Below are 24,533 nucleotides of genomic sequence, written 5' to 3' on the forward strand. Positions count from 1 at the left end.
AACAGGATAAAACTCATGAGTGCATTTAAATACGAAAAAGATAACGACGGCATCGTGGTAGTGACCATGGATATGAGTGGTCCGGTTAACGCGATGAATTCGGAATACCACACTGCGATGAATGAAGCCGTGGCCAAGTTGGAAGCCGAAGAGGGCTTAACTGGCGTGGTATTTGCCTCGGCTAAAAAGGTGTTTTTTGCTGGTGGCGATCTGAACGTACTGTTAGCGGCCAAGCCAGAAGACGCGGAATCATTTTTTGCCGGTGGCGAAGCCATGAAGAACGACTTACGTCGTCTAGAGAAATTGCCGGTACCGGTTGTGGCGGCGATTAATGGTCCGGCTCTTGGTGGCGGCTATGAGATCTGTTTGGCGTGCAACCACCGCATTGCCTTCAATCACAAATCTGTGCAAATCGGTTTGCCGGAGTGTTCACTCGGTTTGTTTCCGGGCGGTGGCGGTGTGGTACGTCTGACGAAGTTGATCGGGGTTGAAAAAGCGCTGCCGTATATTCTAGAAAGCAAACGCTTGACGCCGGAGAAAGCCCTGGCAAATGGTTTGATTGACGCTACGGTGGACAGTCTCGATGAGCTGGTTCCGGCAGCAAAGGCACACATTCTAGCCAACAAAGATAAACCCGAAGCAGCGGCTCAACCTTGGGATACCAAGGGTTATCGTGTGCCGGGTGGCGCCGTAAACTCGCCGAAGAATGCGCAATTGGCGGTGATGGCGCCAACCATGTTGCATCAGAAATCTCGTGGTCTCATGCCGCAGATGACGGCAGCAATGGATGTGGCATTCCAGTCGACTATGCTAGACGTGGATACGGCATTGCGGATCGAGGGACGTGAATTTACTAAAATTGCGACCGGCCCAGTAGCTAAGAACATGATCTCGACGTTTTTCTTTCAGCTCAATAAGATTAATGGCGGTGCCAGTCGACCAGCCAATGTTGAGCCGATGAAAACCCGTAAAGTTGGTATTCTCGGTGCAGGTATGATGGGGCAGGGTATTGCGTATGTCTCAGCCATGGCTGGTATTGAAGTGGTGCTGAAAGATATTTCGCAGTCGGCAGCAGACAAGGGCAAGGCTTATTCTGAAGCTCTGTTAAATAAGCGTGTTGCGCGCGGACAAATGGATGAAGCCAAAGCCAAGTCGGTATTAGATTTGATTTTGCCCACCGATAAAAATGAAGACCTGAATGGTTGCGATCTGATTATCGAAGCCGTGTTTGAGAACATTGCGCTCAAACACAAGATCACACAGGAGCTTGAACCATGTTTGGCGGAAGACGGTTTCTGGGGTTCGAATACGTCGACTCTGCCGATTACAGAATTGGCGGAAGCCAGCGTTAAACCAGAGAACTTTATTGGGATTCACTTCTTTTCACCGGTCGACAAAATGCCGTTGGTGGAAATTATTTGTGGCGAGAAGACCAGCGACGAAGCCCTGGCCAAAGCGTTCGATTACACCATGCAAATTCGTAAGACGCCGATTGTGGTGAACGATTCATTGGGTTTTTTCACCTCGCGCACGTTTGGTACGTATCTGGATGAAGGCGCACACCTGCTTACTGAAGGCGCACACCCTAAACGTATCGACAACTTGGGTAAGTCTGTCGGTATGCCGGTCGGCCCGTTACAGGTTCAAGATGAAACCAGTTTGGAATTAACTCGTAAAGCACAGGAAACGTGGGCTGAAATGGGTGTGACGGACAAATGGAGCAACGGTGATGTGATCCGTCGCGTGATCAAAGATATGATTACCGACCATGGTCGCGGTGGCCGACATCATGGTGGTGGCTATTACGAATATCATGAAGATGGCAGTAAGAATATTTGGCCAAAATTGTATGATTTATACTACAAACCAGAGTACAAAATCAGTGACCAAGACATCAAAGACCGTCTTATGTTCCGCCAAGTGATCGAGACTCTCAAGTGTCTTGAGACTGGCGTGCTTCGCTCAGTGGCGGACGCCAACATTGGTTCAATCTTCGGAATCGGTGCACCGGCGCACACAGGTGGTTTTATCCAGTTCGTCAACACTTATGGTCTGGATGCGTTCATCCAGCGCTGTGGAGAACTCGAGGCAGCCTTTGGCGAGCGCTTTGCCTGCCCACAAATAGTGAAAGAGCACGCCAAAAACGGTAAGCTGTTTGCCTAGTATTCGCATAACGCACGAGGAAGCATGTCAGAATTTAAATTTATCAATTACTCAGTCACTAACCGAGTAGCCACCATTGCTTTGAATACGCCGGATTCGCTGAACGCGTTTCATCAGGCTATGCGTTTGGAGTTTATTGATGCCGTTAAACTGGTGGAGCAAGACGATGATGTGCGGGTAGCCATCCTCACCGGTGAAGGCCGCAGTTTTTCAGCTGGGGCCAACCTGAAAGAAGGTACCAAAGGCCATGACTCATTTGTTTCGCAATGTGCCGCCGAGTACACGCCCTGGTTGATGGGTATTCATGATTCCAGCAAGCTATATATTGCGGCGGTGAACGGTGTCGCCGCAGGAATTGGCAGTGCGGCGGTTATGAATTGTGATTTGGTGATGATGGCGGATGACGCGTATTTGTATCAAGCGTTTTCAGCGATTGGTCTCATGCCGGACGGCGGTGCTACCTGGTTGTTGTTGCAAAAGCTGGGTTATCAACGCGCGTTGGAAATGGCGGTTGACGCGGGACGACTGACTGCGGATGAGTGTCTACAATTGGGGGTTGCCAATAAAGTAGTCCCAGCAGCCGAGTTGCGTGAAAAAGCACAAGCTTGGGCCGAGCATCTGGCAGCGGGCGCACCACTGGCTCAAACAGCTGTGAAGCGTGTCATGCGGCGATCCTTTGAAATGAGCTACGCAGAGGTGATTGACGCCGAAGCAGTAGAACAAACAGCGCTAGGGCAAAGCGAAGACGCGGCTAACGCTATTCAGGCCTTTTTTGCTAAGACCAAGACGGTGTTCAAGGGTCGATAATCGACACGAGGTTGCCGCATGAGTCGATTGGTATTCAAAGCAGCAAAGTCGATGTGGTTCTCACCGCTGAGAATGCCCGGGCGCTCATGGTCAAGTGAGTTGTGCGCGCGGGCCGTGCGCGAGTTGTTTGTCGCGGGAAATAAACGCCCCTTGTCTTGGCTCAGGGGGCAGATGAACACCTCGGTGGTGCCCCACCCATCGATGCTGAAAACTCACTTTACACAGCATTCCTTGGCTGAGGTGCCAGTAATGATGGCCGCGCCCAAGGGGCCTTACTTTCAATCAAAAATTATCCTCTATCTACACGGCGGCGGTTATGTGGCCGGCTCGCCTGCTAGCCACCGAGCTTTGATCGCACAGCTGGCAATTAATTCAAAGTGCTTGGTGATTGCCCCGGACTATCGATTGGCGCCGGAACATACTTTTCCAACACCGCAAGATGATTGCTTGGCGGTGGCCCAAGCGGTGGCTGAGATTTATTCTGGTGCCAAACTGATCGTGGCAGGGGATTCGGCTGGCGGTGCGCTGGCGGTGACTACTGCGATTGATCTAGCACGATTGCACGAAGCGGGTGAGGCGGCTAATTCGGCCAGCAAGCTGGTGTTGATATCACCTTGGGTCGATCCAACAGATGACGCGGGTACAATGCAATCGAATGCGAGCAGCGATGTATTTCGGGCTGAATTCCTGCAGCAGAGCTACCAAGCGTTGATGCAAGGAGATGCGCGCTTGAGTGCGCGTGTGAAGGTGCTGGACGCGGACTTATATCGCTTGCCTCATACGTTAATACAATGTGGCACTGGGGAGTTGCTTTACGATCAGATCCAAGCCTTCAATCTGGCCGCCCAGCAGGCTGGCGTGGTGGTGCAACTCGAAAACTACACGGGGCAGTTTCATGATTTTCAAATGTTCTCACCACTATTGGCCGACGCTCGGCGGGCAATGCAGTCCATCGCCCGCTTTATTGGCTGAGTATGGCCCTAGACTTCTGAGATAAACTCAACCAGATCGTCGACGTTGGCACGTCCGACTTCAAATTGATTGATTGGGTTCGATTCATCCGCGTACCCAAACGATAAACCAAACATGATGGCGTGATTCTCAGGAATGTTAGCCAACTCCTGAACCTTATCCGTATACATGGCCAGCGCGCCTTGCGGGCAGCTCGCCAGTCCGTTTGCCGTCATCAATAACATCACCGTTTGCAGATAAATGCCCATGTCAACCGCGTTGATCTCGCTCATGGTTTTCGGCATTGAGAAAAAGGCCGCGTGCGGTGCACCAAAAAACTGCCAGTTTCGCAGCATCAACTGCTGACGTTTATCTTTTTCCTCGTACTTTACGCCGACAGAATCGTAGAGTGAGATTGCACAGTCAATCTGGCGTTTGCGGTACTCATCTTTCAGGTTCTGGTCGCCAGGTGTGAAGTGCGGCGTCGGAGTTTTGCCGGCCATGATGTCGCTGACCATCGATTGTTCGACAGCGTCACGCGCTGCGCCGGATACCACCACCACGTGCCAAGGTTGGGTGTTGCAGTTTGATGGTGAATCTTGTGCGTCACTAAAAATTTTACGAATCAACTCCGGATCTACCTGTTTGTCCTGGTACGCTCGAACCGAGCGTCGTTGTTTGATAGCGTCATTAAGATTCATGCGAGTTCTCTCCTGGCGGCACGGCGGGCTAGGCCGCGCATCTAGTTTCGTTAGTATTGATAGCTCTATTCTAGCTGAGTTGCTCCGTGTAACAATGACATCCCAGAAACTAAAATAGACATCTCACCTTATCCCGCAATCGCAGCTGAGTCAGTACAATCAAGTGTACGATAAGATATGTCTATATTTCTAATGGCTACTGTCATTGTGCAATAGGGCGGAGAACCTAAAATGGATTCATATCACGTACCGACTTGAGAGACCGAATTATGAGAAATTTTACCGAAGAACAAACCATGTTCCGCGAGGCGTATCGCAAATTCCTAGAACAACATATTGCGCCCAATATGGCAAAGTGGCGCGAAAACGGCATCGTTGACCGTGAAGCGTTTACCAAAGCCGGTGAGCAAGGTTTCCTAATGATTTGGCCGGATGAGAAGTATGGTGGCCTGGGCGATAACGATTTTCGCTATGAGCAGATTATTATTGAAGAAACCGTGCGCCAGCAGTGCGGTGAGTGGTTTAATACCCTGCACAGTCGACTGGTCGGTCCGTATTTGTACAAATACGCAAACGAAGAGCAGCGTCAACGCTTCTTGCCGGGTTGTGTGTCTGGAGAAAAAATTCTCGCTATTGCCATGACAGAGCCAGACGCAGGCAGCGATTTGTCGGGTATGCGAACCACAGTGCGAGATGGCGGTGATCACTTTGTATTGAATGGGTCTAAGACCTACATCTCGAACGGAATTTTAGCGGACTACGTGGTCGTGGCTGCCAAACTTGAAGGCGCCGAGAGTGCACATGCGATGGTGTTAATGGTGGTCGAGCGTGGAATGGACGGTTTTGAGCGTGGACGTAACCTTGAAAAGATGGGCCTCAAAGCGCAGGATACCGCCGAGCTCTTTTTCAATAATGTCAAAGTACCGAAAGAAAATGTGCTTGGCGAGCCAGGTAAGGGCTTTTTCTATCTAATGGAAGGATTGGCCGAAGAGCGATTATTGAACGCCGTTGGTACCATTTCCAGTGCCCGCAAAGCATTCAATGTGACGCGTGATTTTGTGATGGAGCGCAAGGCATTTGGTAAGAAAATCTCTGATTTTCAGAATACTCAATTTGAAATGGCGCAAATGGACGCTGAGATCGAGGTGGCACAAGTGTATCTCGACCACTGCGTGGCCTTGCACAACGAGGGTAAATTGACTGCCAATATGGGGGCCAAACTCAAATTGATTGGCGCTGAACTGGAATGGAAGATGATGGATCTGGGTGTGCAGCTACACGGTGGTGCAGGCTATATGCAAGAGTACGATATTTGCCGCATGTTTACCGATGCGCGAATCAGTCGAATCTACGCCGGCACCTCCGAGATCATGAAATTGATTATCGGTCGTGACGTGTTCTCTGACGCCTACAGCAGTATACTCGACTGATGGGTACACTCACTGGTCTTAAAGTTGTTGAGATGTCCGCCATCGGCCCAGTGCCACTGGCGGGCATGTTGTTGGCTGATATGGGGGCCGAGGTGGTGGTGCTGGACAAGGCCAATAATCCTTTGCAGCCGCCCGTTGATGTGACGCGGCGCGGTAAGTCAGTCGTTGAATTAAATCTCAAATCTGAGTCGAACCTGCAACAGGCTAAAACCTTGATTGATCAAGCTGATATCCTACTGGAAGGATTTCGACCTGGGGTCATGGAACGTCTGGGATTAGGCCCCGAAACCTTCACCGGCACCAACCCTGGCTTAATTTACGGTCGCATGACGGGTTGGGGACAAACCGGGCCTCGGTCACACACCGCCGGGCACGATATTAACTATATCGCCTTAACGGGTGCATTGTACGCAATGGGGCGTCCCACGGAGAGCCCAGTTCCACCGCTGAACCTTGTTGGTGACTATGGTGGTGGTACGATGTTTTTGCTCATGGGGGTACTGGCGGCGCTCTATGAGCGCCATCAATCCGGTCAAGGACAGGTGGTCGATGCCGCGATTACGGAAGGCACTGCCAATCTGATGTCTTTGTTTTACAGCCTAAGCAAAATTGGCATGTGGCAGAATCAGCGTGGGGTCAACCTGCTTGATTCCGGTGCGCATTTCTACGACACCTACGAGACCGCTGATGGTGGTTATTTGTCCATCGGTGCCATTGAGCCGCAGTTCTACGCGGAATTGTGTGAAAAAATGGCGCTTGATCCGAGTGACTTCAAACATCAGCAAGATCCACGGCGCTGGCCGGAACTGAAAACAAAACTTGCCGCCGTGGTGGCGACGAAAACACGGGATGAGTGGTCAAAAATTTTTGCCGATTCCGATGCTTGCGTTGCGCCCGTGCTGGATTTTCAAGAAGCGACTCAGGACCCCCACATGCGTGCTCGTGAGGCGTATCTAGATCTTGATGGGGTAACGCAACCTGCGCCAGCACCGAAGTTCAGTCGCACACCGTCGCAGGTAACATCCGGACGGGCCGAGCGCGCCTTAGTGGACGATATTATCGAACACTGGCGCGACGTCAGACTAAGTTAGGACGCAGCCGATGTGTGGTCGATTCAACAATCATTTACCGAAAATGTTAGGTTGGTCGACTATGTTAGCGGAATGGCCCGACGTGCCGCTGTCTTACAATGTGGCACCGAGCGCGGATATCGCGGCGTTTACTCTGCAAGGTGATCTATGGCAGGGGCAGGTGATGCGGTGGGGTATGATCCCCTCTTGGGCTAAAGAGTTCACTTCTAATTTTGCCACCTTTAATGCACGTCTTGAAACTGTCAGTGAAAAACCGACGTTCCGCTCCGCTTGGGCAAAGAAACGGCGCTGTGTCATTCCCATGGCCGGGTATTATGAGTGGAAGCAAACCGATGATGGCAAACAACCGTTCTATCTAACCGATCGAAACGTTGGTGGATTGGTCGCAGCAGGACTGTACGAGCCGTGGCAAGAAAAACTGTCCTGCACCATGCTGACCAAGCCTGCGATGGGTGCACTGTCCGCAATCCATCCACGCATGCCGGTTTTGTTGAATCCAGCCTCCGCGCGCCGCTGGCTGGAAGATGACACAGTCGCGCAGCGCTTTTTGCATATGGTGGACGCACCTAGTATTGTTTACTGGCCGGTTGCAAAAGCGGTTGGCAATCCGCGCAATAACGACGCCGATTTGTGTACCCCGATCGACCTGAAACCAATGAGTAAAAAGGCAGACTAGTTCACCGCTTGATGACGTGTCAATCTAGTAAGACGTTGGCTGTGGCTCGATGGTGGCAATCGTGGCGTAGGTTGCTTCAGACAACACCTGGTTCGGTTTTATATCAGTCTGAGTATCCTGTTGATTTGGATTGCTGGCGCGTGCCAACGCAGCCATATGCTCCTGCCAGAGTTCCAGAGTACTTCGTTGCTTTTTATTTAAGCCGGTGCCGGCCCCGGAAAATTTACGTTTTTTCATCGGTTGCTCCTTGTTAGTACTCGCGCCACACTCAATAGGCTGGCGCGGTGATCGAACTGCGTGTGAGTATGAGTTCGGTACTCACGGTACCCATTATGGCGAGTTCCATTGCCGCGTGCATCACCCAAGCGGGTGATTTATCCGAATGGTCGACTTTTTTCTTGGATTTTCAGCATGATGCGTAAAGTTGCTAAACAGGATATCATTAGCTGCACTAACGTAAGTATTGGCCGTTTGCATGCTTGCGATCAACGAACTGAGTCCCGTCCACAAGTTGCGGGCATGATAACTTAGCGAGAGATTCTCTATGGCAAATGTGGTTCTTTGTTCGGAAATGGAACATGGCCCTCGCGCGTTGTTGCGGTTAGCAAGTTGTGCGACCGAACTTCGCTCGAAAGGTCATTCTGTCAGATTGGTGTGCAATGATCTCGGATTGGCACACCGCACTGACGCATTCGACAAGGTACCGGTTTTTCAGGCGCCGCAGATCCTTGTCTCCGATAAAGCCCGGCAGCGGCGGTTGGTTAACCACGCCTCGATACTGTTATCAAAAGGGTTTGCGAACAGAGAGAATCTGGTACCTGCAGTGCGTGGCTGGCTGCATCTTTTTGCCATCAGTGATGCGGATCTGGTGATGACCGATGCAGCACCAACTGCGACTTTGGCCGCCAAATTGCTGATGATTCCCTGTGTCATGATGGGTATGGGGTATACCGTTCCACCGAAGAAGGCGCCGTTACCGAGCTTGGTGCCATGGACCGCAAACACCATGAAAAAGGACGAGGCGGACGCGCTGTTACACGCCGAGGATGAGCCATTGCTGGTTGAAGTCAATGCGGCCGTCAAAGCGCTCAACTTTAACAACGTTTCTTTTAAATCAGCACAGGAATTATTTTCTCATGCTGATCACTGGGTTACTTCGTTAGCTGAAATCGATCACTACGGAAAACGCGATGCGAAGTACGTCGTGCGTTGGTCTGATAAGCATCAAGCACCGGACCCGAAATGGCCTGCGCTGGAAGGCGACAAAGTATTTGTCCAAATGAGTACCGAGTCACCACATCTTGAGGCGGTTGTGAATCAGCTAGCCAAACGTGGTGCACCAACGCTGATGGTAATCCCTGACGCGTCAGAAAAGCTGATCGCGCGAACCAACATCCCTAATATTAGACTACAACGTGAACCGGTTAACTTAAAGAAGGTCACGGAGCAGTGCCGTGTGGTCATTACGAACTGTGAGCACAACGTCTTGTACGACGTTCTGCTGGCGGGTACACCTTGTATTCTGTTGCCCGATACGCATGAAAATACGGTGTTGGCGTACCGCGTCGCGCGGCGGAAACTAGGTTTTCCTGGACCCGCCAAGGCCGACAAGTTGAATCTGGACCAATTAATTGAAAAAGCCACCACCAATGATCAAGTTTGGGCTAATACATCGCGTGTCGCGTTGAAATATCAAAACCATGAATCATTACAACGTATACACGATCTGATTGCGGAGAAATTGCCGGAATAATCACCACGGCGACAACGTTGATGTTGAAGCGCTTATGTTAGTAAACCGCACACCATCTCCACGGGAGCTACTCACGCAAACCGTGCAGACGCTAGAGCAAGTTGGCCAAGCAGTTCTGGCAACGCTGGTGCATATTGAAGGTAATGCTCCGTACCCAGTTGGCACGCAGATGCTAATTCGTCCAGATGGTCATTTCTATGGCCAACTGACTGGTGGTTGCGCCGAGCGAGCGATTGCGGATCAGGCGTTGCTGGTGTTGCACAGTGGACAGAATCAGGTGCATCGCTATGGGCTAGACTCACCGTTTTTTGATATTCAGTTGCCCTGTGGCTCTGGTATTGATGTGTACTTCGATTGTCAGTTGGCGTTGGACGAATTGCGTATGGATTTGGCCAGCCTTGAGCGCAGGCTTCCAGTCACGCGTTCTATTGAACGGATAACGAAACACTACCTCCCCACACCTCGTGTCATGTTATTTGGTCAGGGGCCCATTATGCTTGGGTTAACGCGTTTGGCGCTGGCGTCCGGGTTTGATGTCATTTGTTGTGCTCAGAATGACGCTACTCAGAACCTGCTAGGCGAACACGATATAATTGTGGAGTCCTTTGGGCGTGCTGCCGATTTGTTGAGTAACATCGACCCATTTACAGCCGTGGTTTCGTTGTTCCACGAGCATGATTTAGAAGTACCGATTCTTGCGCAAACCGTGCACAGTAAAGCGTTTTACCTTGGTGCGCTCGGCAGCCGCCGCACCCATCGGGAGCGTCTTGCAAAGCTGACTGCTCACGGAATCGACGAGTCATTGAGCGCCAAAATCAACGGGCCGGTCGGCTTGGCTATCGGCGCGACTACGCCAGAACAGATCGCGGTGTCGATTCTGGCTGAAGTCATTGCACAGATGAATGCAGCATCCAAAGAATAAATCAATCGAGTGTTTAATTTTGGCAGCCGGGCGCTCACAGCGTTTTGGTGGTCCCAAGCTAAGACATCGCTTGTCGCCCTCGGGCGAGCCAATGATTGTGCACACCATTCGCCGTTACCAAGCCGTGTTTGAGCGGCCCTCGGTGGTGATTGCCAGTCACGACGACGCATTACGTGAGATCGTCATCCAAACCGGTGTGCACGTGATCGATAATCCGGCTGCGGAGCAGGGCATGAGCCAAAGTATTGTCCAAGGCGTAAGTCAAACATCGAGTTCCACCGGCTGGCTGATAGCGCTTGGTGATATGCCCTGGGTGTCAGAGTCAACTGTGCAACAACTCCTTGCCCATGCGCACCCAGAGCGGATCGTGGTGCCGAGCTATCAGCATCAGGATGGCAACCCTGTACTGTTTGGCGCACAGTTTGCGCCCCAGCTGAAGGCGTTAACCGGCGATCACGGCGGGAAAGTGATATTACAATCACCCGATGCACGGGTAAGGCGCATCGCGACTGGGGATCAAGGTATTCTGCGTGATGTCGACACGCCCGCTGATCTGATAAATCGTAGCAAGCGCTAGTCACGTTTTGACTGCCTGAGTACTCTATTTTAGAGGTGACTCAGGACTAACTACCGGCGGCGAACTGCTGCAGCGCATTCCCGGTCAGGCGATATACCGTCCATTCATCTTGTGGTACCGCACCAATCGAACGATAAAACTGAATTGCTGGTTCGTTCCAGTTAAGCACGCTCCATTCCACACGACCACAGCCTCGCGCCACCGCAATCTTTGCGAGTTCCTGAAGCAGGGCTTTGCCAACCCCAAGTCCCCGAGTCTCTGGTCGGACATAGAGGTCTTCCAGGTAAATGCCATTGCGTCCAAGCCAAGTTGAAAAATTGAAAAAATACACCGCAAAACCAACAGGCTGCGCGTCCAGCTCAGCGATGAGTCCAAACACGTTGGCGTGTTTTCCAAATAAGGCGGCATGCATATCCGACTCCGTTGCCTCGACTGCGTTTGGTTCCTTTTCGTAAACAGCCAGCTCATGCACGAATTTTAAGATCTGTGAAATATCACTGGGTTCGGCTGGGCGAATGGTAAGATGAGACACAGGGTTCTCCATGATCGTATTGTTAGGTTAAGCGAGTGAAGTGCGCGTTGGTTAAGGACGCAAGGTCGGCTGGGCTAAGTTCGATTTCCAGTCCGCGACGACCAGCACTGACGAAGATTGTCGCATAGCTTTGTGCAGACACATCGATGAATGTGCGCAATAGTTTTTTTTGCCCGAGCGGGCTAACGCCACCTAAGATGTAACCAGTGGTGCGTTGTACCTTTGATTTATCGGCCATATCACAGCGCTTGGCCTTAGCCGCTTTGGCCAACGACTTGAGATTCAACTGGTGTGAAACTGGTACCACTGCGACCAGTAACTCACCTGCATTCGTCTCGACCACCAGAGTTTTGAAAACTTGTGATGGGTCAATGCCTAACTCTATTGCGGCTTCTTCCCCATACGATGCGGCCGATGCATCGTGTTCATAACTGTGCACCTGATGGTCGATGTTATTATTGTTGGCAAGGTCGATGGCTGGGGTCACGTGCGTGTTCGATGGGTTGGTATGTGTGCGTTGAATGTCGCGGTCGCTCGACCGGTTTATCGCTATACTAATAGAATGCGAATATCGATTAAAGTGATCGCCAATGCGGCTCAAACCGAAGTGGTCGGTTTTGTCGGCGAATATTTGAAACTCAGGATCGCTGCAGCACCAGAAAAAGGCAAAGCCAATAAGGAAATCATCCGATTCTTAGCCAAAGAGTGGAGGTTGCCAAAACACGCAGTGCAAATTGAGTCTGGACACACCAGTAATTTAAAAATCATTCGCGCGCAAGGACTCAACCCAGAGCGCTTACGCGCCTATCGTGCTTGATTCAAATGCGGTAAATTGCCCCAGATCACTCACATTCGAATTAATCGCTTTTAGTGTGGCATACATGGCGGCCACTACCTGATTCGAATGCACGCCACGTGTCGTCATCTTGCGACCTGTATCCAGCTCCCAAGTGATTGACGCTTCGGTCAAGGCATTGGTCTTACCCCCTTTGGGGATGTGTACCTGGTAATCAATCAGGCGCGGCCGTTGCAACTCGGCATAGTTTTCCAGAATTTCATCCAAGGCGTGAACAAACGCATCGTAGGCACCGTTGCCTTCGCCCTTGGCAGATTGCTGAGTGCCATCGATTGCCACCGTGAGTTCCACGGTTGAATCTCCGTTCAAGCGACCAAAGGTCGTGCAGTCAATAAGCACCACGCGTGCGGCGTCGTTGCTACCCAGCACATCGGCGATGATGAACGGCAGGTCTTCAGGTGTGATAACTTGTTTTGAATCGCCGAGCTGAATCACTTTTGCCAGTACTTTCTGCTGGTCTTCCTCACTCAGCGAGATACCCATTTCATCAAGGTTTTGTTCGAGCGACGCTTTACCGGCGAGTTTACCGAGTGCGTAGGTGCGTTTGCGAGCGAAGCGTTCCGGCGTCAAATTAGTCACATAAAGCCCGCCTTTTTTATCGCCGTCGGCATGAATGCCGGCAGTTTGTGTGAACACATCAGACCCTAGAATGGGCGCATTGCAAGCCACGAATTTGCCAGAGAAACTTTCCACCATTTGACTCACATCGACTATGTGCTCTTCGTCAATACTCAGCTCGATCTGCATTTTGTCGCGTAACACGACCGCGACTTCTGCCAGCGAGGCATTGCCTGCACGCTCGCCCAAGCAGTTTATAGTGCAATGAATTGACCTGATGCCTGCAGCAACCGCTGCCATCACATTGGCGGTGGCGAGGCCGTAATCGTTATGCGGATGAAAATCGAATGCTAGATCCGGGAAGCGCGTCACCATATCGTTGATCGCGATGCTGACTTCCTGAGGTGACATTACACCCAAAGTGTCCGGCAACATAAAATGTCCGATTTCGCGCTCGTGAAGTGCGGTGATCAGGTTATACACATACTCCGGTGAATCCTGATAGCCATTCGACCAGTCTTCCAGGTAGACATTGACCTGAACCCCTTGCTCCAGCGCGTAGTCGATGGTTTTATGAATATTCTCGATATGCTGCTCAGGCGACTGGCGCAGTTGCATGCGGCAGTGCTTTTCACTGCCTTTGGTTAACAGGTTGATGACTTTGCCACCAGTGCTGGTAATCCAGTCGACACTGCGTGTGTGATCCACGAAGCCAAGCACCTCGACCCGGTCCAAGTACCCGTGCTGTGAGGCCCATTGATTTATCTTCTTAACAGCCTCTTGTTCGCCTTGCGAAACACCAGCGGAAGCTACTTCAATACGATCCACCTTCAATCGGCCAAGCAAGGCCTGAGCGATACTGACTTTCTCGCCAGGAGCAAATGACACGCCTTGGGTTTGTTCGCCATCGCGAAGTGTGGTGTCCATTAAGGTGATTTTGGGCTTGTGTGACATGCAGGTACTCAACAGTTAAGCTCTCGACTATATCGAGTTTTGACTTGGAAATAAAAGGGTTTCGCGCAATTGCCTTGGTGCTCGAGCCTCGTTACTCCGGGCTGGTAGAACGCAAAAAAGGGCAGCATGCGCAGCCCTTTTTTGACAGTGCCAAAGCGTTGGCGTTAACTAGCCCACAACCAAGGGAACTTCTGCTTGTGTTGTTCTTCGTACTGATCGATTTTATCGGTGTGCTTCAAGGTCAACCCAATGTCATCCAGACCTGCGAGCAGGTTGTGTTTACGAAAACCGTCGATGTCAAATTTAACCTCAATACCACCTGGCGTGCTGACCGATTGATTCTCAAGATCCACAGTGAAAGAAACGCCCTCATTCTCTCGAATCTCGCTCATCAGCGCTTTTAGTGTTGGTGCATCGACTACGATTGGCAGAATCCCGTTCTTGAAACAGTTGTTGTAAAAGATATCGGCAAAACTGGTTGAGATAATGGTGTTGAAACCATAGTCGTCAATTGCCCAAGGTGCGTGCTCGCGTGAAGACCCGCAACCAAAGTTATCGCCGGCGACCAAAATGCGTGCGTCTTTAAACTTTGGATTGTTCAACTCAAAATCCGGATTCAGTGTGCCGTCCTCAAGGTAGCGCCAGTCGTGGAACAGATGAATTCCAAAGCCAGTGCGTTCAACTTTCTTCAAGAACTGCTTGGCGATGATTTGGTCGGTGTCGACATTGCTGCGATTCATCAAGGCGGCAACGCTGGTGTGCTTAGTGTATTTTTCCATGATCGTGCTCCTATTGTTCCAGTTCGCGGATATCGACGAATCGACCGGCGGCAGCCGTGGCCGCAGCCATGGCAGGGGATACCAGATGGGTACGACCCCCTTTGCCCTGGCGACCTTCAAAGTTGCGGTTTGATGTGGATGCGCAGCGTTCGCCTGGTTTTAGTTGATCACCATTCATCGCCAAGCACATTGAGCAGCCCGGCTCGCGCCACTCCCAGCCAGCGTCAGTGAAAATCTTGTCCAGACCTTCTTGTTCTGCCTGCGCTTTTACGAGGTACGAACCAGGCACTGCAATCGCCGTAACATTCGCCGGTACTTTGGTGCCCTTGGCGACTTCTGCGGCAGCACGAAAATCCTCGATGCGTGAATTGGTGCAGGAACCCAAGAATACGAAGTCAACCGAGATGTCGGTCATTTTGGTGCCCGCTTGCAAGCCCATATACTCGAGTGCGCTTTGACACGCAATCTGCTTGCCTTCCTGCTCAAAATCACCGGGAGCTGGTACCGTTTTGTCCACTGGCACAACCTGTTCTGGTGAGGTGCCCCAGGTCACTTGCGGTGCGATCTCTTCAGCACGCAAGGTCACCACGTGGTCATATTCTGCACCAGCGTCGCTTGGCAATGACTTCCAGTAAGCCAGCGCCTGTGCCCATTTCTCACCTTTCGGTGCGAATTCTTTGCCTTCCAGAAAGTCATAGGTTTTTTGATCTGGTGCGACCAGACCGGCGCGAGCGCCAGACTCAATCGCCATGTTACAGAGCGTCATGCGGCCTTGCATCGACAGCGCCTCGATGGCTTCGCCAGCGTATTCGATGACATACCCATTACCACCAGCGGTGCCGATTTTGCCGATGATGGCCAGCGCGATGTCTTTGGCGGTACTGAACTTTGACAACTGGCCATCCACTTTCACTAACATGGTTTTGGACTTGGACTGTGGCAAACATTGCGTTGCCATCACGTGCTCAACTTCAGAGGTGCCAATACCAAATGCCAACGCGCCAAACGCGCCGTGCGTGGCGGTGTGCGAGTCACCACAGACGGTGGTCATGCCTGGGTGCACAAATCCGTGCTCGGGCACCACAACGTGAATAATGCCGTTGTTTTCGCTCTCCATGTCGTACAGCGTCAGACCATGTTCTTGACAGTTATTCATCATGGTTTGAACCTGCTTGGCACCGATCGGATCCGGCAAATTGATGCGGTCTGACAGTTTGGTGGGCACGCAGTGATCCAATGTCGCCAAAATACTGTGTGGATTGCGAATGGGGCGGCCTGCCATCTTCAAGCCCTCGAATGCTTGCGGCGAAGTCACCTCATGCATCAAGTGACGGTCAACATACATCAGCGGGGCCTGACCGGGTTCTTCGTGAACCAGGTGTGCGTCCCAGATTTTTTCATACATGGTCTTTGCCATGACATACCTCGAATTTGTGTCTCGCGCTTGCGCGCAATGTCTCGAAAAAACAAGTGGTCAGCGTGAATAACCACCGAAGAGGAGGCGCGTGGCGCGCCTGTATGCGGGTAAATATAGCAAAGCTCATTGATAATACAAATTCATTGTTATTATAATATCGATTCCAAAATGGAATCCATAATGAGGTCACCTTCGATGGATATTTTTTCCTTGCAAGCCTTTATTGCCGTGGCGCGATATGCCTCGTTTTCCAAAGCCTCGGAATCCTTGTTTGTTACTCAACCGGCAGTGAGTAAACGTGTCTCGGCCTTAGAGGAAGAGTTAGGAACTCAGCTGTTTAATCGGATCGCACGACAGATCAGTTTAACCGAAGCCGGTAAGCAGTTATTGCCCAGAGCGCAGGAGCTGGTGAGTCAGGCTGACGACATGCAACGGTTTGCGTCCACGCTTAGTGATGAGATCAGTGGCAACCTAGCGATTGCCATTGCGCACCACATCGGCTTGCATCGTATGCCGCCAATCTTAAAACAGTTTCACCAACGTTACCCCAATGTGCATCTGGATATTCTGTTCGAGGATTCCGATAAAGCATTCCACGCGGTGCAGCAAGGTGATATTGAGTTTGCGATTATTACGCTGCCGAGCGAACTGCCAGATCAATTGAGCAAACAATTGATCTGGCACGACCCATTGCAAATAGTTGTCGGCTTAGACCATCCGCTAGCCAGATCTGACAAAATCACATTAGCGGAACTGGCTACGCATTCTTGCGTGCTGCCGAGTGAGGATACCGAAACACACAAAATCGTGCGTCGACAGTTTCACGAACATGACTTAAGTCTCTCCGTGCAAATGGAAACGAATAATTTAGAAACTTTACGTATGCTGGCGGAAGCGGGCTTAGGATGGTCTGTGTTGCCTATCACCATGCATAGCGACAGTTTACAGCGCCTGAATATTGGCGTAAATCTCTCGCGTGACCTCGGTCTTGTCGTGCATGCTAAACGGAGTTTGTCGAATGCCGCGAACGCATTACGTGACTTGGTGTTTGAGCAGGCGGAACCAGTGTTAACATAATCACGACGTGTCGCAACATACCCTTAGGTACGCCACAAGAACCTAAATTTTGTAAGGTGCCCTATGTTTCGATTCATAAGTCTGGCTAGCATGTGTTTGCTACTCAGTCTATTTTACCAAACGGTTGACGCACAAGCTCAAGAAGCCGTTGCCTGTCATGACTTGCAGACGTATCGCGCCATGAAGCTGCGGTCTAAAACCGAGATTGATTTTTGCGCAAAATTCGCAGGTAAGCCAATGCTGATTGTGAATACTGCCAGTCAATGTGGGTTTACTGGGCAGTTTAAAGGGCTAGAGGCCTTACACAAACGTTTCGGCGACCGTTTGGCGATTATTGGTTTTCCCTCCAACGACTTTAAACAAGAGTACACCGATACCGACAAAGTTGCCGATGTTTGCTATGTGAACTATGGTGTGACCTTTACCATGCTGGAACCCAGCGTGGTCACGGGCAAAGAGGCGAATGCCGTGTTTGCCTTACTTGCGCAAAAAACCGGTCAGCAGCCAAGTTGGAACTTTAACAAATATTTGGTTTCGGCCAATGGTCAAAGCGTCACGCATTTTGGTTCGCGTACAAAACCCGGTGCACCAGAATTGCTCGACGCCATTGACTCTGTGTTAAACGCATCAGATTAATCAAGTTCTGCGTCAGGCGTACAGTTCGGTATGAACTGCAGCAATGCGGCTTAATGAAAATTGCGCGATGCGGTTTTAAGCTCGGGCAGGGTATGGTCGAGCTGCTCGATGTAACCCGCCACCACATTGGCAACGCCATGCTGATGTTCTAAGGTGCCTTTAATGTAGAGAATGCGACCGGTGAGTATCTGTTGCCGAAAGCGCTCCTGGATTCCTTTCCACAGAACCACATTGATATTGCCGGTTTCATCTTCCAATGTCATAAAAATTACGCCGCTGGCGGTGCCAGGGCGTTGTCGCCCGGTCACCACGCCAGCAATTTCGATCATGCTGTTATTGCGTCGTGTTAGAAGTTGATCGGCCGAGATACAGCGGTTGAAAGGCGCTTGGTGGCGTAATAACTGCATTGGGTGATGCGACAAAGAAACGCCTCGCGCGTGCCGGTAGTCAGACAATAGTTCTTCCACTGGCTGCAGTGGCCGAATAAAACTTGCCTTGTGTTGTTGCTGGGTGTGTAATCCATCGTCCAGTTGCAGCGATTGCCAATACGCTCGGCGTCGATTGCCTTCGAACTGGTGAAAGGCGTTGGCATTCACCAGTTTAGTCAGCTCGTCTTGCTGTAAAAGCTGGCGCTGTTTGACGTCATCCATGCCGATGAACGGACGTTGTCGACGCGCCGCTACCAGCTTGCTTGCTGAGATCTCCGAGACACCTTTAACTAAGCGCAAGCCCAAACGTAACGCGGGCGAGTCGGCAGCATAATGCTCCAGTGTGTGATCCCAGTCGCTGTGGTTAATACAAACTGGAAGCACCTGTACATTATGCCGACGGGCATCCTGCACCAATTGCGAGGGCGAGTAAAATCCCATCGGCTGGCTGTTCAGAATGCCAGCATAGAAGGCGGCCGGGTGATAGCACTTTAGCCACGCAGAAACATACACCAACAGCGCAAAGCTAGCCGAATGGGATTCTGGAAACCCATAACTCCCAAAGCCCTGAATCTGTTTGAATAAACGGTCTGCGAATTCGTGGCTGTGGCCGCGCCGCAACATGCCATCAATCAGCTTATCTTTAAACTGCGCGAGATTGCCATTTTTACCCCAGCTCGCCATTGCGCGCCGCAGATGATCGGCCTCACCACCACTGAATCCGGCAGCCACCATGGTAAGTTGAATCACTTGTTCCTGAAAAATCGGAATCCCCAACGTGCGCTCTAAAACCTGTTTGATTTCGGGAGAAGGGTAAGTCACGGCTTCTTCACCATTGCGGCGTTTTAAATACGGATGCACCATGTCGCCCTGAATGGGGCCGGGTCGTACAATGGCCACTTCAATCACTAGGTCATAAAAGCTGCGTGGTTTTAAACGTGGCAACATCGACATTTGCGCGCGCGACTCAACCTGAAACACACCAACACTGTCACCAGCGCACAGCATGTCGTACACGCGTGCGTCTTCTTTGGGAATGTCTTGCACTTTACTGATGGCTGGTTCATAGCGCTGGATCATCGCCATGGCGCGGCGAATGGCGCTCAGCATTCCTAAGCCAAGTACGTCTACTTTAAGCAGGCCGAGAATTTCAATGTCGTACTTGTCCCACTGAATGATGGTGCGATCCGGCATGGCGGCGTTTTCGATCGGCACCAATGTGCTGGTTGGGCTGTGCGTGATCAAGAAGCCGCCAACATGTTGCGACAAGTGGCGTGGCGTGCCGATGATCTGTTTCGCGAGCTTAAAAAACTGCATGCTCAACGAACTGTCGAAGGTCATTTTTTGATCTCGCATGCGCTCCATCAACACATCAATTTTATCCCACCAGGCCATCGAACGATTAAGCTCATCAATAAAGTTGAGTGGCAGCCCCAGCGCTTTGCCAACATCCCGAATGGCACTTTTACGGCGGTAAGTAATCACGGTGGCGGTCAGAGCCGTGCGTTTGCGGGAGTACTTTTGATAAATATACTGGATGACTTCTTCGCGCCGCTGACTTTCAAAGTCCACGTCAATGTCGGGCGGCTCGTTACGCTCTTTAGAAATAAAACGTTCAAACAAAAGCTGATTGGTCTCAGGGTCGATTTCCGTAATGTGTAAGCAGTAACACACCGCCGAGTTCGCCGCTGACCCTCGGCCCTGACACAGAATGTCTTGCGAGCGAGCAAAAGCAACAATGTCATACACAGTGAGAAAATAATATTCGTATTTCAACTCCTGAATCACGCCCAGCTCATACTCAATGATCTTGGCGGCTTTTTGGGGAATGCCGTCTGGCCATCGTTGTTCAGCGCCCTGATAAGTCAGTTCGCGTAAGTGCGCACTCGGCGTCATGCCATCGGGCACTACTTCGCGCGGGTATTCGTAGCGCAGTTCCTGCATTGAGAAATGACACAGGTCAGCAATTTTGACTGACTCTTCAAGCAGCGCAGGCGGGTACTGGTGCTGTAAAACGGGTAGGGGTTTTAAGTATCGCTCGGCATTTGATTGACGTGCTTTACCCAGCGCCTGAATCGTGGTGTTCAGGCGAATCGCCGTAAGTGTGTCTTGCAGTGGCTTGCGTTTTTTATGATGCATATGCACATCGTTGCAGGCCACCATGTTGAGTTTGCACTGCTGGCTTAATCGCTCGCAATACAAGTAATGCTGCTGGTCATTGCCTTGCCAGAACAGCTCAACGCCAAGCCACAAACGCTGCTTAAAATACCGGGCTAGCAGCTGACCGTGCTGCGTATCGAACTCATGCGATGATGGCAACCAAATGGCCAGACAATGACGCAACCCAAACCGTAGATCATCAATCGATAAATTGTATTCCCCCTTGCGGCTACGGCGTCGGCCCTTGGTAATCAGAGCAGATATTTCGCTGTATGCACGACGGCTCGGTGCCAGCAATACTAGGCGCGCAGTCTGGTGTTCAATGGTGATTGTGAACTCACTGCCAACAATCAGCTTGATGCCGCATTCCTCGCTGGCTTTATACGCCTTGACCAGTCCTGCAAATGAGCACTCGTCGGTAATCGCGATCGCCGAGTAACCTAATTCAGCCGCCTGATACACCAGCTCCTCTGGGCTCGACGCGCCGGTCAAGAACGTGTAATGCGACTTGGTATGGAGTTCGGCGAACATGGTTTACACTGCCTTAAGCCGGTCGTACGGACTTAAAGTGCCTGCGAAATGCTTGCCAATAACATGAGTGTAAATTTGTGTGGTTGTCACATCTGAGTGGCCAAGTAACTCCTGCACGGTTCGAATATCGGTGCCAGCTTCAAGCAAATGCGTGGCAAAACTATGTCGAAATGTGTGACAGCTTACCCGTTTACTGATCGACGTATTACTCACTGCCAGCTTTAGCGACTTGCGTATTACCGACGTGTGCAGGTGGTGACGGCATAGCTTTTTATTAACAGGGTGGTGAGAAATCGTTGTAGACGGAAAAACAAACATCCAACCAGGCATTTTGAATGCGTTAGGGTACTTGCGGCTCAGTGAGTCAGGCAATGATGGACCCAGGTTTTGCGAATTGTCTTCTTTTTGAATAGACAATGAAGTACGCATTTGAGCCAGAACTGCATCTTGCAACTTATTGCTAAGAATAGTTACTCTGTCTTTGCCGCCTTTACCGTTACGAACAGTTAAAGCGTTGCGGTGAAAATCCAAATCTTGAATACGCAATCTTAAGCACTCGGAAACCCTTAAGCCGCTCCCATAAATCAACTCGACTACTAGCCGGTGGACTCCTTCTAGCTGGTTAATAATCAGCATTACTTCGTCAACCGATAACACCGTTGGGAGGTGGCGAGGCCTGGTAGCATATTTAAACCCCAAAGCCCCCAATGGTTGTTCTAAATACTTGTTGTACAGAAAGCTCAGCGCATTTAAAGCTACTTTTTGAGTATTGACGCTTACATTCCGCGTAGATGCCAAATAGTCCAAATACGCGACAACTTCAGCTGCCCCCATTTCTTTAGGGTGGCGGTATTTATGAAAACGAATAAAAGAAGCAATCCATACAAGATAAGTCTTCTCCGTTCGAATACTGTAACCACGAAGTCTCATCGCTCTCCGAATAGATCCCAAAAAAGGGCTTTTTGTTTTCATTACTAATCGTCCATGATGCTGTATAAATAAACAGTATATTTTAAAAATGCCGTTTTATACAAGCCTAATCTAAGAATATTTACGCGCACATATTTTTATCTCGATTGAAAAAAACATTGATAAACAATAGCTTACAAATCCGTTGTCTAGAATAATGCGCACTGCTACCATGATATATGAGCACGCTCATTTACACGGAATCAATGGAGAGTAGTATTGAACATTAAGTTAGTAAAAACAGTCACTTGCAAAGCAAAGTGTAGAAACCTTGTCCAGTGCATACGCGCATGCACAGAATTAAGCTGTTAGGTCTACCTATGAATATTCCCAGTTTTCCGACGGATAATCTCTACAAATTTTTAGCTATTTCAGGAACTTTAATCGTAATTTCTATTTTAGCCTTTGGGTATCAGACGCTGTATGAGTTAGAAACAAAAATGGCAGTTAATAAAGGCGATATAGCTATTATTGATCAGACAATAGAGAGAATTAAAAATAAAGAAAAAGTTAGTGACGAAGAGTTGGAAAAAATATACTCATTAAGCTTAGATTCATTGAGAATTTCTACAATTAACAATGAACTGGCTCTCGTAAACCAAAAGTTTTTTGCGCGAACAACTGGCGGTATGATTCTTGGTCTAATATTAATGTTAGTTGGATTTAGCCTTTGGTATTCAAGAGTTCAAGTCTATCAAGACATCGTTTTAGCAAAGAAAATAAGTTCAAAACCAGATGATACCTAACAAGCTCAAAAACTCACGTTCACTTCGTTCTCTCGGACGCGCAAAAAACGCGCGCCCGTTTTAAGGGCGTTAGGTGTGTCCTGTCTATTTAGCTAAACCAGTCGTTGATAATAAGTTTATTGTTGGTGCAAGTTTCCGTAGGTGAGGCAGTCTAGAAAACTGATTCATCGTTGTAAGTTAAGTATTTATATCGTTTTGGTCGAACAGCATTTTTATCACTAAACGAATTCTGATAGTCTGGTTGAGTAAACAAAAGAAATGGTTTTGTTCTCTGGAGACAAAAGGAAGTGCATCAAATCATCAAAAAAGTCACACCACCTAACAAGGCGTCAAAGTTCACTCCGCCAACAAGTTGGCTCCGCGGGACGGCTGCTTCGCGCCGCCCCTTGGCTTAGCGTTAAATAGCAATCGAGACTCGGGCAATGTCAGAAGTTAAAGTTGAATTGGCTGGTGAAATGCCGCCCTTTTATGATATCGCCGAATTCTTATGGGGCAAGGGTGTTGATATTGATTCAGATGGAAATTCAGATCATCCTAGTTCAACTACTTGGAGTGAATTGACAATCATTCTACGCAGTGATTTGTCTCAAAGAGTAGATATTGATCCTGCTGAAGATGGAAGCCTGAAGGTAAGCTCACAAAACGGCGAGTTATTGTCTAGGGTCATATCATATTTGCGGAACTGCGGATCTATCAAATGAGTTCAGCATTTAACAAAGCAAGGCAATCTGACAGCTTACACTCCGCTTGTTTTTGTGCGCGAAAATATTCGCACAAAAACAAGCTCCATTACAGCTGCAGTTGCTTGCGGCGTTAGGTATATGGCGAAAAACATCTACCTTTCATTTGTATTCATCATATCCTTATCTGGTTGTTTCGGTGAATGCGGTTATCGAGATCAAGTAGAGCTTGTGGAATCTCTCTCTCAAGAAGGGTTATCCTTACTCTATGAAGAAGTAAATTTACTTTCGCAAAAAAGCGGTGAGTTTAAAAAAACTTTAAGAGCAAAAGACATATCGGCAAACTCTGCTGAACTGTCAAAATTGTCATTTACACTTATTAGGCTTCAAAATGAAAGGGCGAATTTGATGCTCGGGGGCTGCGTTGATAATAAAGCATACCTTCATTTTAAAGGTTTTAATGAAAGCGAAAAATCTATAATACTAACTGAAGGTGAACATTCAACTTACAGAGAAGTGGTCTTATGGCGTGCAGCAGATTAATACCTAACAAGGCAAAAAACTTCACGCCTTCGGCTCGGACGCGTTGCCCGCGCCCGTTTTTGCGGCGTTAGGTTTACTGAAGATCTATGGCTGATTTAGCACCAGAGCAAAGTTCTAGATTTGAATCTCAAGAAGATATTGATATCGTTCAAGCGCTATCTGAATCAGAAGTTAAATTAATAGATGGTTGGCTCATGTCTTTTGCTACAAATAATTATCAAAAAGTGGCAATGCTCGTAGCAAAATCGTTAAGCCTATCTCATGAAAATAAGCTATTAACTGATGTTCCAGACATCTACTTTGGAATAAGAGTTGAAGTACTGGTAGATAACCAGCTCCTAGAAGGAGAAGGTGATTTAACTAAAATGCGGTCTAGTGAGGTGCGTCTTGCAAGTCATTAATCCTAATCGAAACCTAACAAGTCAAAACACTATCACTCACTACGTTCGCTTGGACGCGTAAAAGACGCGCGCCCGTGTTTGAGGCGTTAGGTATATATGATTGCTGTTAATAGTAGATACTCCAACTTTAAAGCCCCACTTCTTTATAAAAAGTATTTTTGGGCTAGTCTTTCTGAATTCGAACTGAAAGCACTC

At 49.6% G+C, this 24,533-nt stretch carries 25 protein-coding genes; 16 read left to right on the top strand and 9 right to left on the bottom strand.

All coding sequences use genetic code 11. The annotated features are described in order from the left end of the window. Positions 1–15: 15 nt before the first annotated feature. Genes IE055_RS17370 through IE055_RS17380 form a run of 3 tightly spaced genes read left to right on the top strand, consistent with a single transcriptional unit; the run spans position 16 to position 3,942 of the window. Positions 16–2,163 (top strand): 3-hydroxyacyl-CoA dehydrogenase NAD-binding domain-containing protein, encoded by a 2,148-nt coding sequence (locus IE055_RS17370; protein ID WP_189402962.1) that lies wholly within the window; start codon positions 16–18, stop codon positions 2,161–2,163. A 24-nt stretch (positions 2,164–2,187) separates the two neighbouring features. Continuing rightward, a complete protein-coding gene (locus tag IE055_RS17375) occupies positions 2,188–2,970 on the top strand; it encodes an enoyl-CoA hydratase/isomerase family protein (protein ID WP_189402963.1) in 783 nt (260 codons plus the stop codon). 18 nt (positions 2,971–2,988) lie between these two features. Then, positions 2,989–3,942, top strand: coding sequence for an alpha/beta hydrolase (locus IE055_RS17380; protein ID WP_189402964.1), 954 nt, complete (start codon positions 2,989–2,991; stop codon positions 3,940–3,942). Between the two features lie 8 nt (positions 3,943–3,950). Here IE055_RS17380 and IE055_RS17385 read toward each other — a convergent pair whose 3' ends face one another. After that, positions 3,951–4,622 carry a nitroreductase gene (locus IE055_RS17385; protein ID WP_189402965.1) on the bottom strand — a complete coding sequence of 224 codons (672 nt, stop codon included), beginning with the start codon at positions 4,620–4,622 and terminating at the stop codon, positions 3,951–3,953. A gap of 269 nt (positions 4,623–4,891) precedes the next feature. Between IE055_RS17385 and IE055_RS17390 the strand changes: the two genes are divergently transcribed. The 3 genes from IE055_RS17390 to IE055_RS17400 are packed head-to-tail and all read left to right on the top strand — an operon-like array spanning position 4,892 to position 7,819. After that, the gene (locus tag IE055_RS17390; RefSeq protein WP_189402966.1) at positions 4,892–6,052 is read left to right on the top strand and encodes an acyl-CoA dehydrogenase family protein; all 1,161 of its coding nucleotides are present in this window, start codon (positions 4,892–4,894) and stop codon (positions 6,050–6,052) included. Beyond that, the gene (locus IE055_RS17395; RefSeq protein ID WP_189402967.1) at positions 6,052–7,143 is read left to right on the top strand and encodes a CaiB/BaiF CoA transferase family protein; all 1,092 of its coding nucleotides are present in this window, start codon (positions 6,052–6,054) and stop codon (positions 7,141–7,143) included. Before IE055_RS17390 ends, IE055_RS17395 begins: the two co-directional genes overlap by 1 nt. Positions 7,144–7,153: 10 nt before the next feature. Continuing rightward, on the top strand, positions 7,154–7,819 hold the full coding sequence (locus IE055_RS17400; protein ID WP_268244553.1) for an SOS response-associated peptidase: 666 nt from the start codon (positions 7,154–7,156) through the stop codon (positions 7,817–7,819). Between the two features lie 24 nt (positions 7,820–7,843). On the opposite strand, the gene IE055_RS17405 is transcribed toward IE055_RS17400, so the two are convergent. Next, positions 7,844–8,056 (bottom strand): hypothetical protein, encoded by a 213-nt coding sequence (locus tag IE055_RS17405; RefSeq protein ID WP_189402969.1) that lies wholly within the window; start codon positions 8,054–8,056, stop codon positions 7,844–7,846. Positions 8,057–8,363: 307 nt separating this feature from the next. On the opposite strand from IE055_RS17405, the gene IE055_RS17415 reads away from it, so the two are divergent. The 3 genes from IE055_RS17415 to IE055_RS17425 are packed head-to-tail and all read left to right on the top strand — an operon-like array spanning position 8,364 to position 11,071. Beyond that, complete coding sequence (locus IE055_RS17415; RefSeq protein ID WP_189402971.1) at positions 8,364–9,572, top strand: glycosyltransferase; 1,209 nt, start codon at positions 8,364–8,366, stop codon at positions 9,570–9,572. A gap of 34 nt (positions 9,573–9,606) precedes the next feature. Next, positions 9,607–10,494 carry an XdhC family protein gene (locus IE055_RS17420; RefSeq protein ID WP_189402972.1) on the top strand — a complete coding sequence of 296 codons (888 nt, stop codon included), beginning with the start codon at positions 9,607–9,609 and terminating at the stop codon, positions 10,492–10,494. Continuing rightward, positions 10,475–11,071, top strand: coding sequence for a nucleotidyltransferase family protein (locus IE055_RS17425; protein WP_189402973.1), 597 nt, complete (start codon positions 10,475–10,477; stop codon positions 11,069–11,071). Before IE055_RS17420 ends, IE055_RS17425 begins: the two co-directional genes overlap by 20 nt. A gap of 46 nt (positions 11,072–11,117) precedes the next feature. Here IE055_RS17425 and IE055_RS17430 read toward each other — a convergent pair whose 3' ends face one another. Both IE055_RS17430 and ybaK read right to left on the bottom strand, forming a co-directional pair. Further along, complete coding sequence (locus IE055_RS17430; RefSeq protein WP_229794355.1) at positions 11,118–11,603, bottom strand: GNAT family N-acetyltransferase; 486 nt, start codon at positions 11,601–11,603, stop codon at positions 11,118–11,120. Between the two features lie 22 nt (positions 11,604–11,625). Continuing rightward, positions 11,626–12,090 carry a Cys-tRNA(Pro) deacylase gene (gene ybaK, locus IE055_RS17435; protein WP_189402975.1) on the bottom strand — a complete coding sequence of 155 codons (465 nt, stop codon included), beginning with the start codon at positions 12,088–12,090 and terminating at the stop codon, positions 11,626–11,628. A 75-nt stretch (positions 12,091–12,165) separates the two neighbouring features. Here ybaK and IE055_RS17440 point away from each other — a divergent pair, with 75 nt between their 5' ends. Then, entirely contained in the window at positions 12,166–12,420 is a 255-nt protein-coding gene (locus tag IE055_RS17440) for a DUF167 domain-containing protein (RefSeq protein WP_189402976.1), read from the top strand. Here IE055_RS17440 and IE055_RS17445 read toward each other — a convergent pair. The 3 genes from IE055_RS17445 to leuC form a co-directional block, all read right to left on the bottom strand. Then, entirely contained in the window at positions 12,400–13,971 is a 1,572-nt protein-coding gene (locus tag IE055_RS17445; protein WP_229794356.1) for a hydroxymethylglutaryl-CoA lyase-like TIM-barrel protein, read from the bottom strand. The genes IE055_RS17440 and IE055_RS17445 overlap by 21 nt on opposite strands. A 164-nt stretch (positions 13,972–14,135) precedes the next feature. Next, on the bottom strand, positions 14,136–14,750 hold the full coding sequence (gene leuD, locus IE055_RS17450; RefSeq protein WP_189402977.1) for a 3-isopropylmalate dehydratase small subunit: 615 nt from the start codon (positions 14,748–14,750) through the stop codon (positions 14,136–14,138). A gap of 10 nt (positions 14,751–14,760) precedes the next feature. Then, complete coding sequence (gene leuC, locus IE055_RS17455) at positions 14,761–16,167, bottom strand: 3-isopropylmalate dehydratase large subunit (RefSeq protein WP_189402978.1); 1,407 nt, start codon at positions 16,165–16,167, stop codon at positions 14,761–14,763. Positions 16,168–16,362: 195 nt separating this feature from the next. On the opposite strand from leuC, the gene IE055_RS17460 reads away from it, so the two are divergent. Next, positions 16,363–17,244: a LysR family transcriptional regulator gene (locus tag IE055_RS17460; RefSeq protein WP_189402979.1), complete on the top strand. Its 882-nt coding sequence runs from the start codon at positions 16,363–16,365 to the stop codon at positions 17,242–17,244. Positions 17,245–17,307: 63 nt separating this feature from the next. Continuing rightward, complete coding sequence (locus tag IE055_RS17465; protein WP_189402980.1) at positions 17,308–17,880, top strand: glutathione peroxidase; 573 nt, start codon at positions 17,308–17,310, stop codon at positions 17,878–17,880. Between the two features lie 50 nt (positions 17,881–17,930). Here IE055_RS17465 and IE055_RS17470 read toward each other — a convergent pair whose 3' ends face one another. After that, entirely contained in the window at positions 17,931–20,999 is a 3,069-nt protein-coding gene (locus tag IE055_RS17470) for an error-prone DNA polymerase (RefSeq protein WP_189402981.1), read from the bottom strand. Between the two features lie 3 nt (positions 21,000–21,002). After that, positions 21,003–21,971, bottom strand: coding sequence for an integron integrase (locus tag IE055_RS17475; RefSeq protein ID WP_189402982.1), 969 nt, complete (start codon positions 21,969–21,971; stop codon positions 21,003–21,005). Positions 21,972–22,288: 317 nt separating this feature from the next. Here IE055_RS17475 and IE055_RS17480 point away from each other — a divergent pair, with 317 nt between their 5' ends. From IE055_RS17480 to IE055_RS17495, 4 genes are all read left to right on the top strand, one after another. Continuing rightward, on the top strand, positions 22,289–22,714 hold the full coding sequence (locus IE055_RS17480) for a hypothetical protein (RefSeq protein WP_189402983.1): 426 nt from the start codon (positions 22,289–22,291) through the stop codon (positions 22,712–22,714). Positions 22,715–23,136: 422 nt separating this feature from the next. Further along, complete coding sequence (locus tag IE055_RS17485) at positions 23,137–23,415, top strand: hypothetical protein (protein WP_189402984.1); 279 nt, start codon at positions 23,137–23,139, stop codon at positions 23,413–23,415. Between the two features lie 54 nt (positions 23,416–23,469). Then, on the top strand, positions 23,470–23,937 hold the full coding sequence (locus tag IE055_RS17490) for a hypothetical protein (RefSeq protein WP_189402985.1): 468 nt from the start codon (positions 23,470–23,472) through the stop codon (positions 23,935–23,937). 86 nt (positions 23,938–24,023) lie between these two features. Next, entirely contained in the window at positions 24,024–24,338 is a 315-nt protein-coding gene (locus IE055_RS17495) for a DUF3658 domain-containing protein (protein ID WP_189402986.1), read from the top strand. Positions 24,339–24,533: the final 195 nt, after the last annotated feature.

It is taken from the genome of Arenicella chitinivorans (assembly GCF_014651515.1).
GTDB classification, from domain to species: Bacteria; Pseudomonadota; Gammaproteobacteria; order Arenicellales; family Arenicellaceae; genus Arenicella; species Arenicella chitinivorans.

Excerpts from the sequence above, each read along its gene's own strand:
- IE055_RS17400 (WP_268244553.1), top strand. The coding sequence starts at position 7,154 with ATGTGTGGTCGATTCAACAATCATTTACCGAAAATGTTAGGTTGGTCG.
- IE055_RS17425 (WP_189402973.1), top strand. The coding sequence starts at position 10,475 with ATGCAGCATCCAAAGAATAAATCAATCGAGTGTTTAATTTTGGCAGCC.
- IE055_RS17405 (WP_189402969.1), bottom strand. The coding sequence starts at position 8,056 with ATGAAAAAACGTAAATTTTCCGGGGCCGGCACCGGCTTAAATAAAAAG.
- IE055_RS17480 (WP_189402983.1), top strand. The coding sequence starts at position 22,289 with ATGAATATTCCCAGTTTTCCGACGGATAATCTCTACAAATTTTTAGCT.
- leuC (WP_189402978.1), bottom strand. The coding sequence starts at position 16,167 with ATGGCAAAGACCATGTATGAAAAAATCTGGGACGCACACCTGGTTCAC.
- leuD (WP_189402977.1), bottom strand. The coding sequence starts at position 14,750 with ATGGAAAAATACACTAAGCACACCAGCGTTGCCGCCTTGATGAATCGC.
- IE055_RS17415 (WP_189402971.1), top strand. The coding sequence starts at position 8,364 with ATGGCAAATGTGGTTCTTTGTTCGGAAATGGAACATGGCCCTCGCGCG.
- IE055_RS17375 (WP_189402963.1), top strand. The coding sequence starts at position 2,188 with ATGTCAGAATTTAAATTTATCAATTACTCAGTCACTAACCGAGTAGCC.
- IE055_RS17470 (WP_189402981.1), bottom strand. The coding sequence starts at position 20,999 with ATGTTCGCCGAACTCCATACCAAGTCGCATTACACGTTCTTGACCGGC.
- IE055_RS17460 (WP_189402979.1), top strand. The coding sequence starts at position 16,363 with ATGGATATTTTTTCCTTGCAAGCCTTTATTGCCGTGGCGCGATATGCC.
- IE055_RS17370 (WP_189402962.1), top strand. The coding sequence starts at position 16 with ATGAGTGCATTTAAATACGAAAAAGATAACGACGGCATCGTGGTAGTG.
- IE055_RS17495 (WP_189402986.1), top strand. The coding sequence starts at position 24,024 with ATGGCTGATTTAGCACCAGAGCAAAGTTCTAGATTTGAATCTCAAGAA.
- IE055_RS17445 (WP_229794356.1), bottom strand. The coding sequence starts at position 13,971 with ATGTCACACAAGCCCAAAATCACCTTAATGGACACCACACTTCGCGAT.
- IE055_RS17420 (WP_189402972.1), top strand. The coding sequence starts at position 9,607 with ATGTTAGTAAACCGCACACCATCTCCACGGGAGCTACTCACGCAAACC.
- IE055_RS17385 (WP_189402965.1), bottom strand. The coding sequence starts at position 4,622 with ATGAATCTTAATGACGCTATCAAACAACGACGCTCGGTTCGAGCGTAC.
- IE055_RS17395 (WP_189402967.1), top strand. The coding sequence starts at position 6,052 with ATGGGTACACTCACTGGTCTTAAAGTTGTTGAGATGTCCGCCATCGGC.
- IE055_RS17390 (WP_189402966.1), top strand. The coding sequence starts at position 4,892 with ATGAGAAATTTTACCGAAGAACAAACCATGTTCCGCGAGGCGTATCGC.
- IE055_RS17475 (WP_189402982.1), bottom strand. The coding sequence starts at position 21,971 with ATGAAAACAAAAAGCCCTTTTTTGGGATCTATTCGGAGAGCGATGAGA.
- IE055_RS17485 (WP_189402984.1), top strand. The coding sequence starts at position 23,137 with ATGTCAGAAGTTAAAGTTGAATTGGCTGGTGAAATGCCGCCCTTTTAT.
- IE055_RS17465 (WP_189402980.1), top strand. The coding sequence starts at position 17,308 with ATGTTTCGATTCATAAGTCTGGCTAGCATGTGTTTGCTACTCAGTCTA.
- IE055_RS17380 (WP_189402964.1), top strand. The coding sequence starts at position 2,989 with ATGAGTCGATTGGTATTCAAAGCAGCAAAGTCGATGTGGTTCTCACCG.
- IE055_RS17440 (WP_189402976.1), top strand. The coding sequence starts at position 12,166 with ATGCGAATATCGATTAAAGTGATCGCCAATGCGGCTCAAACCGAAGTG.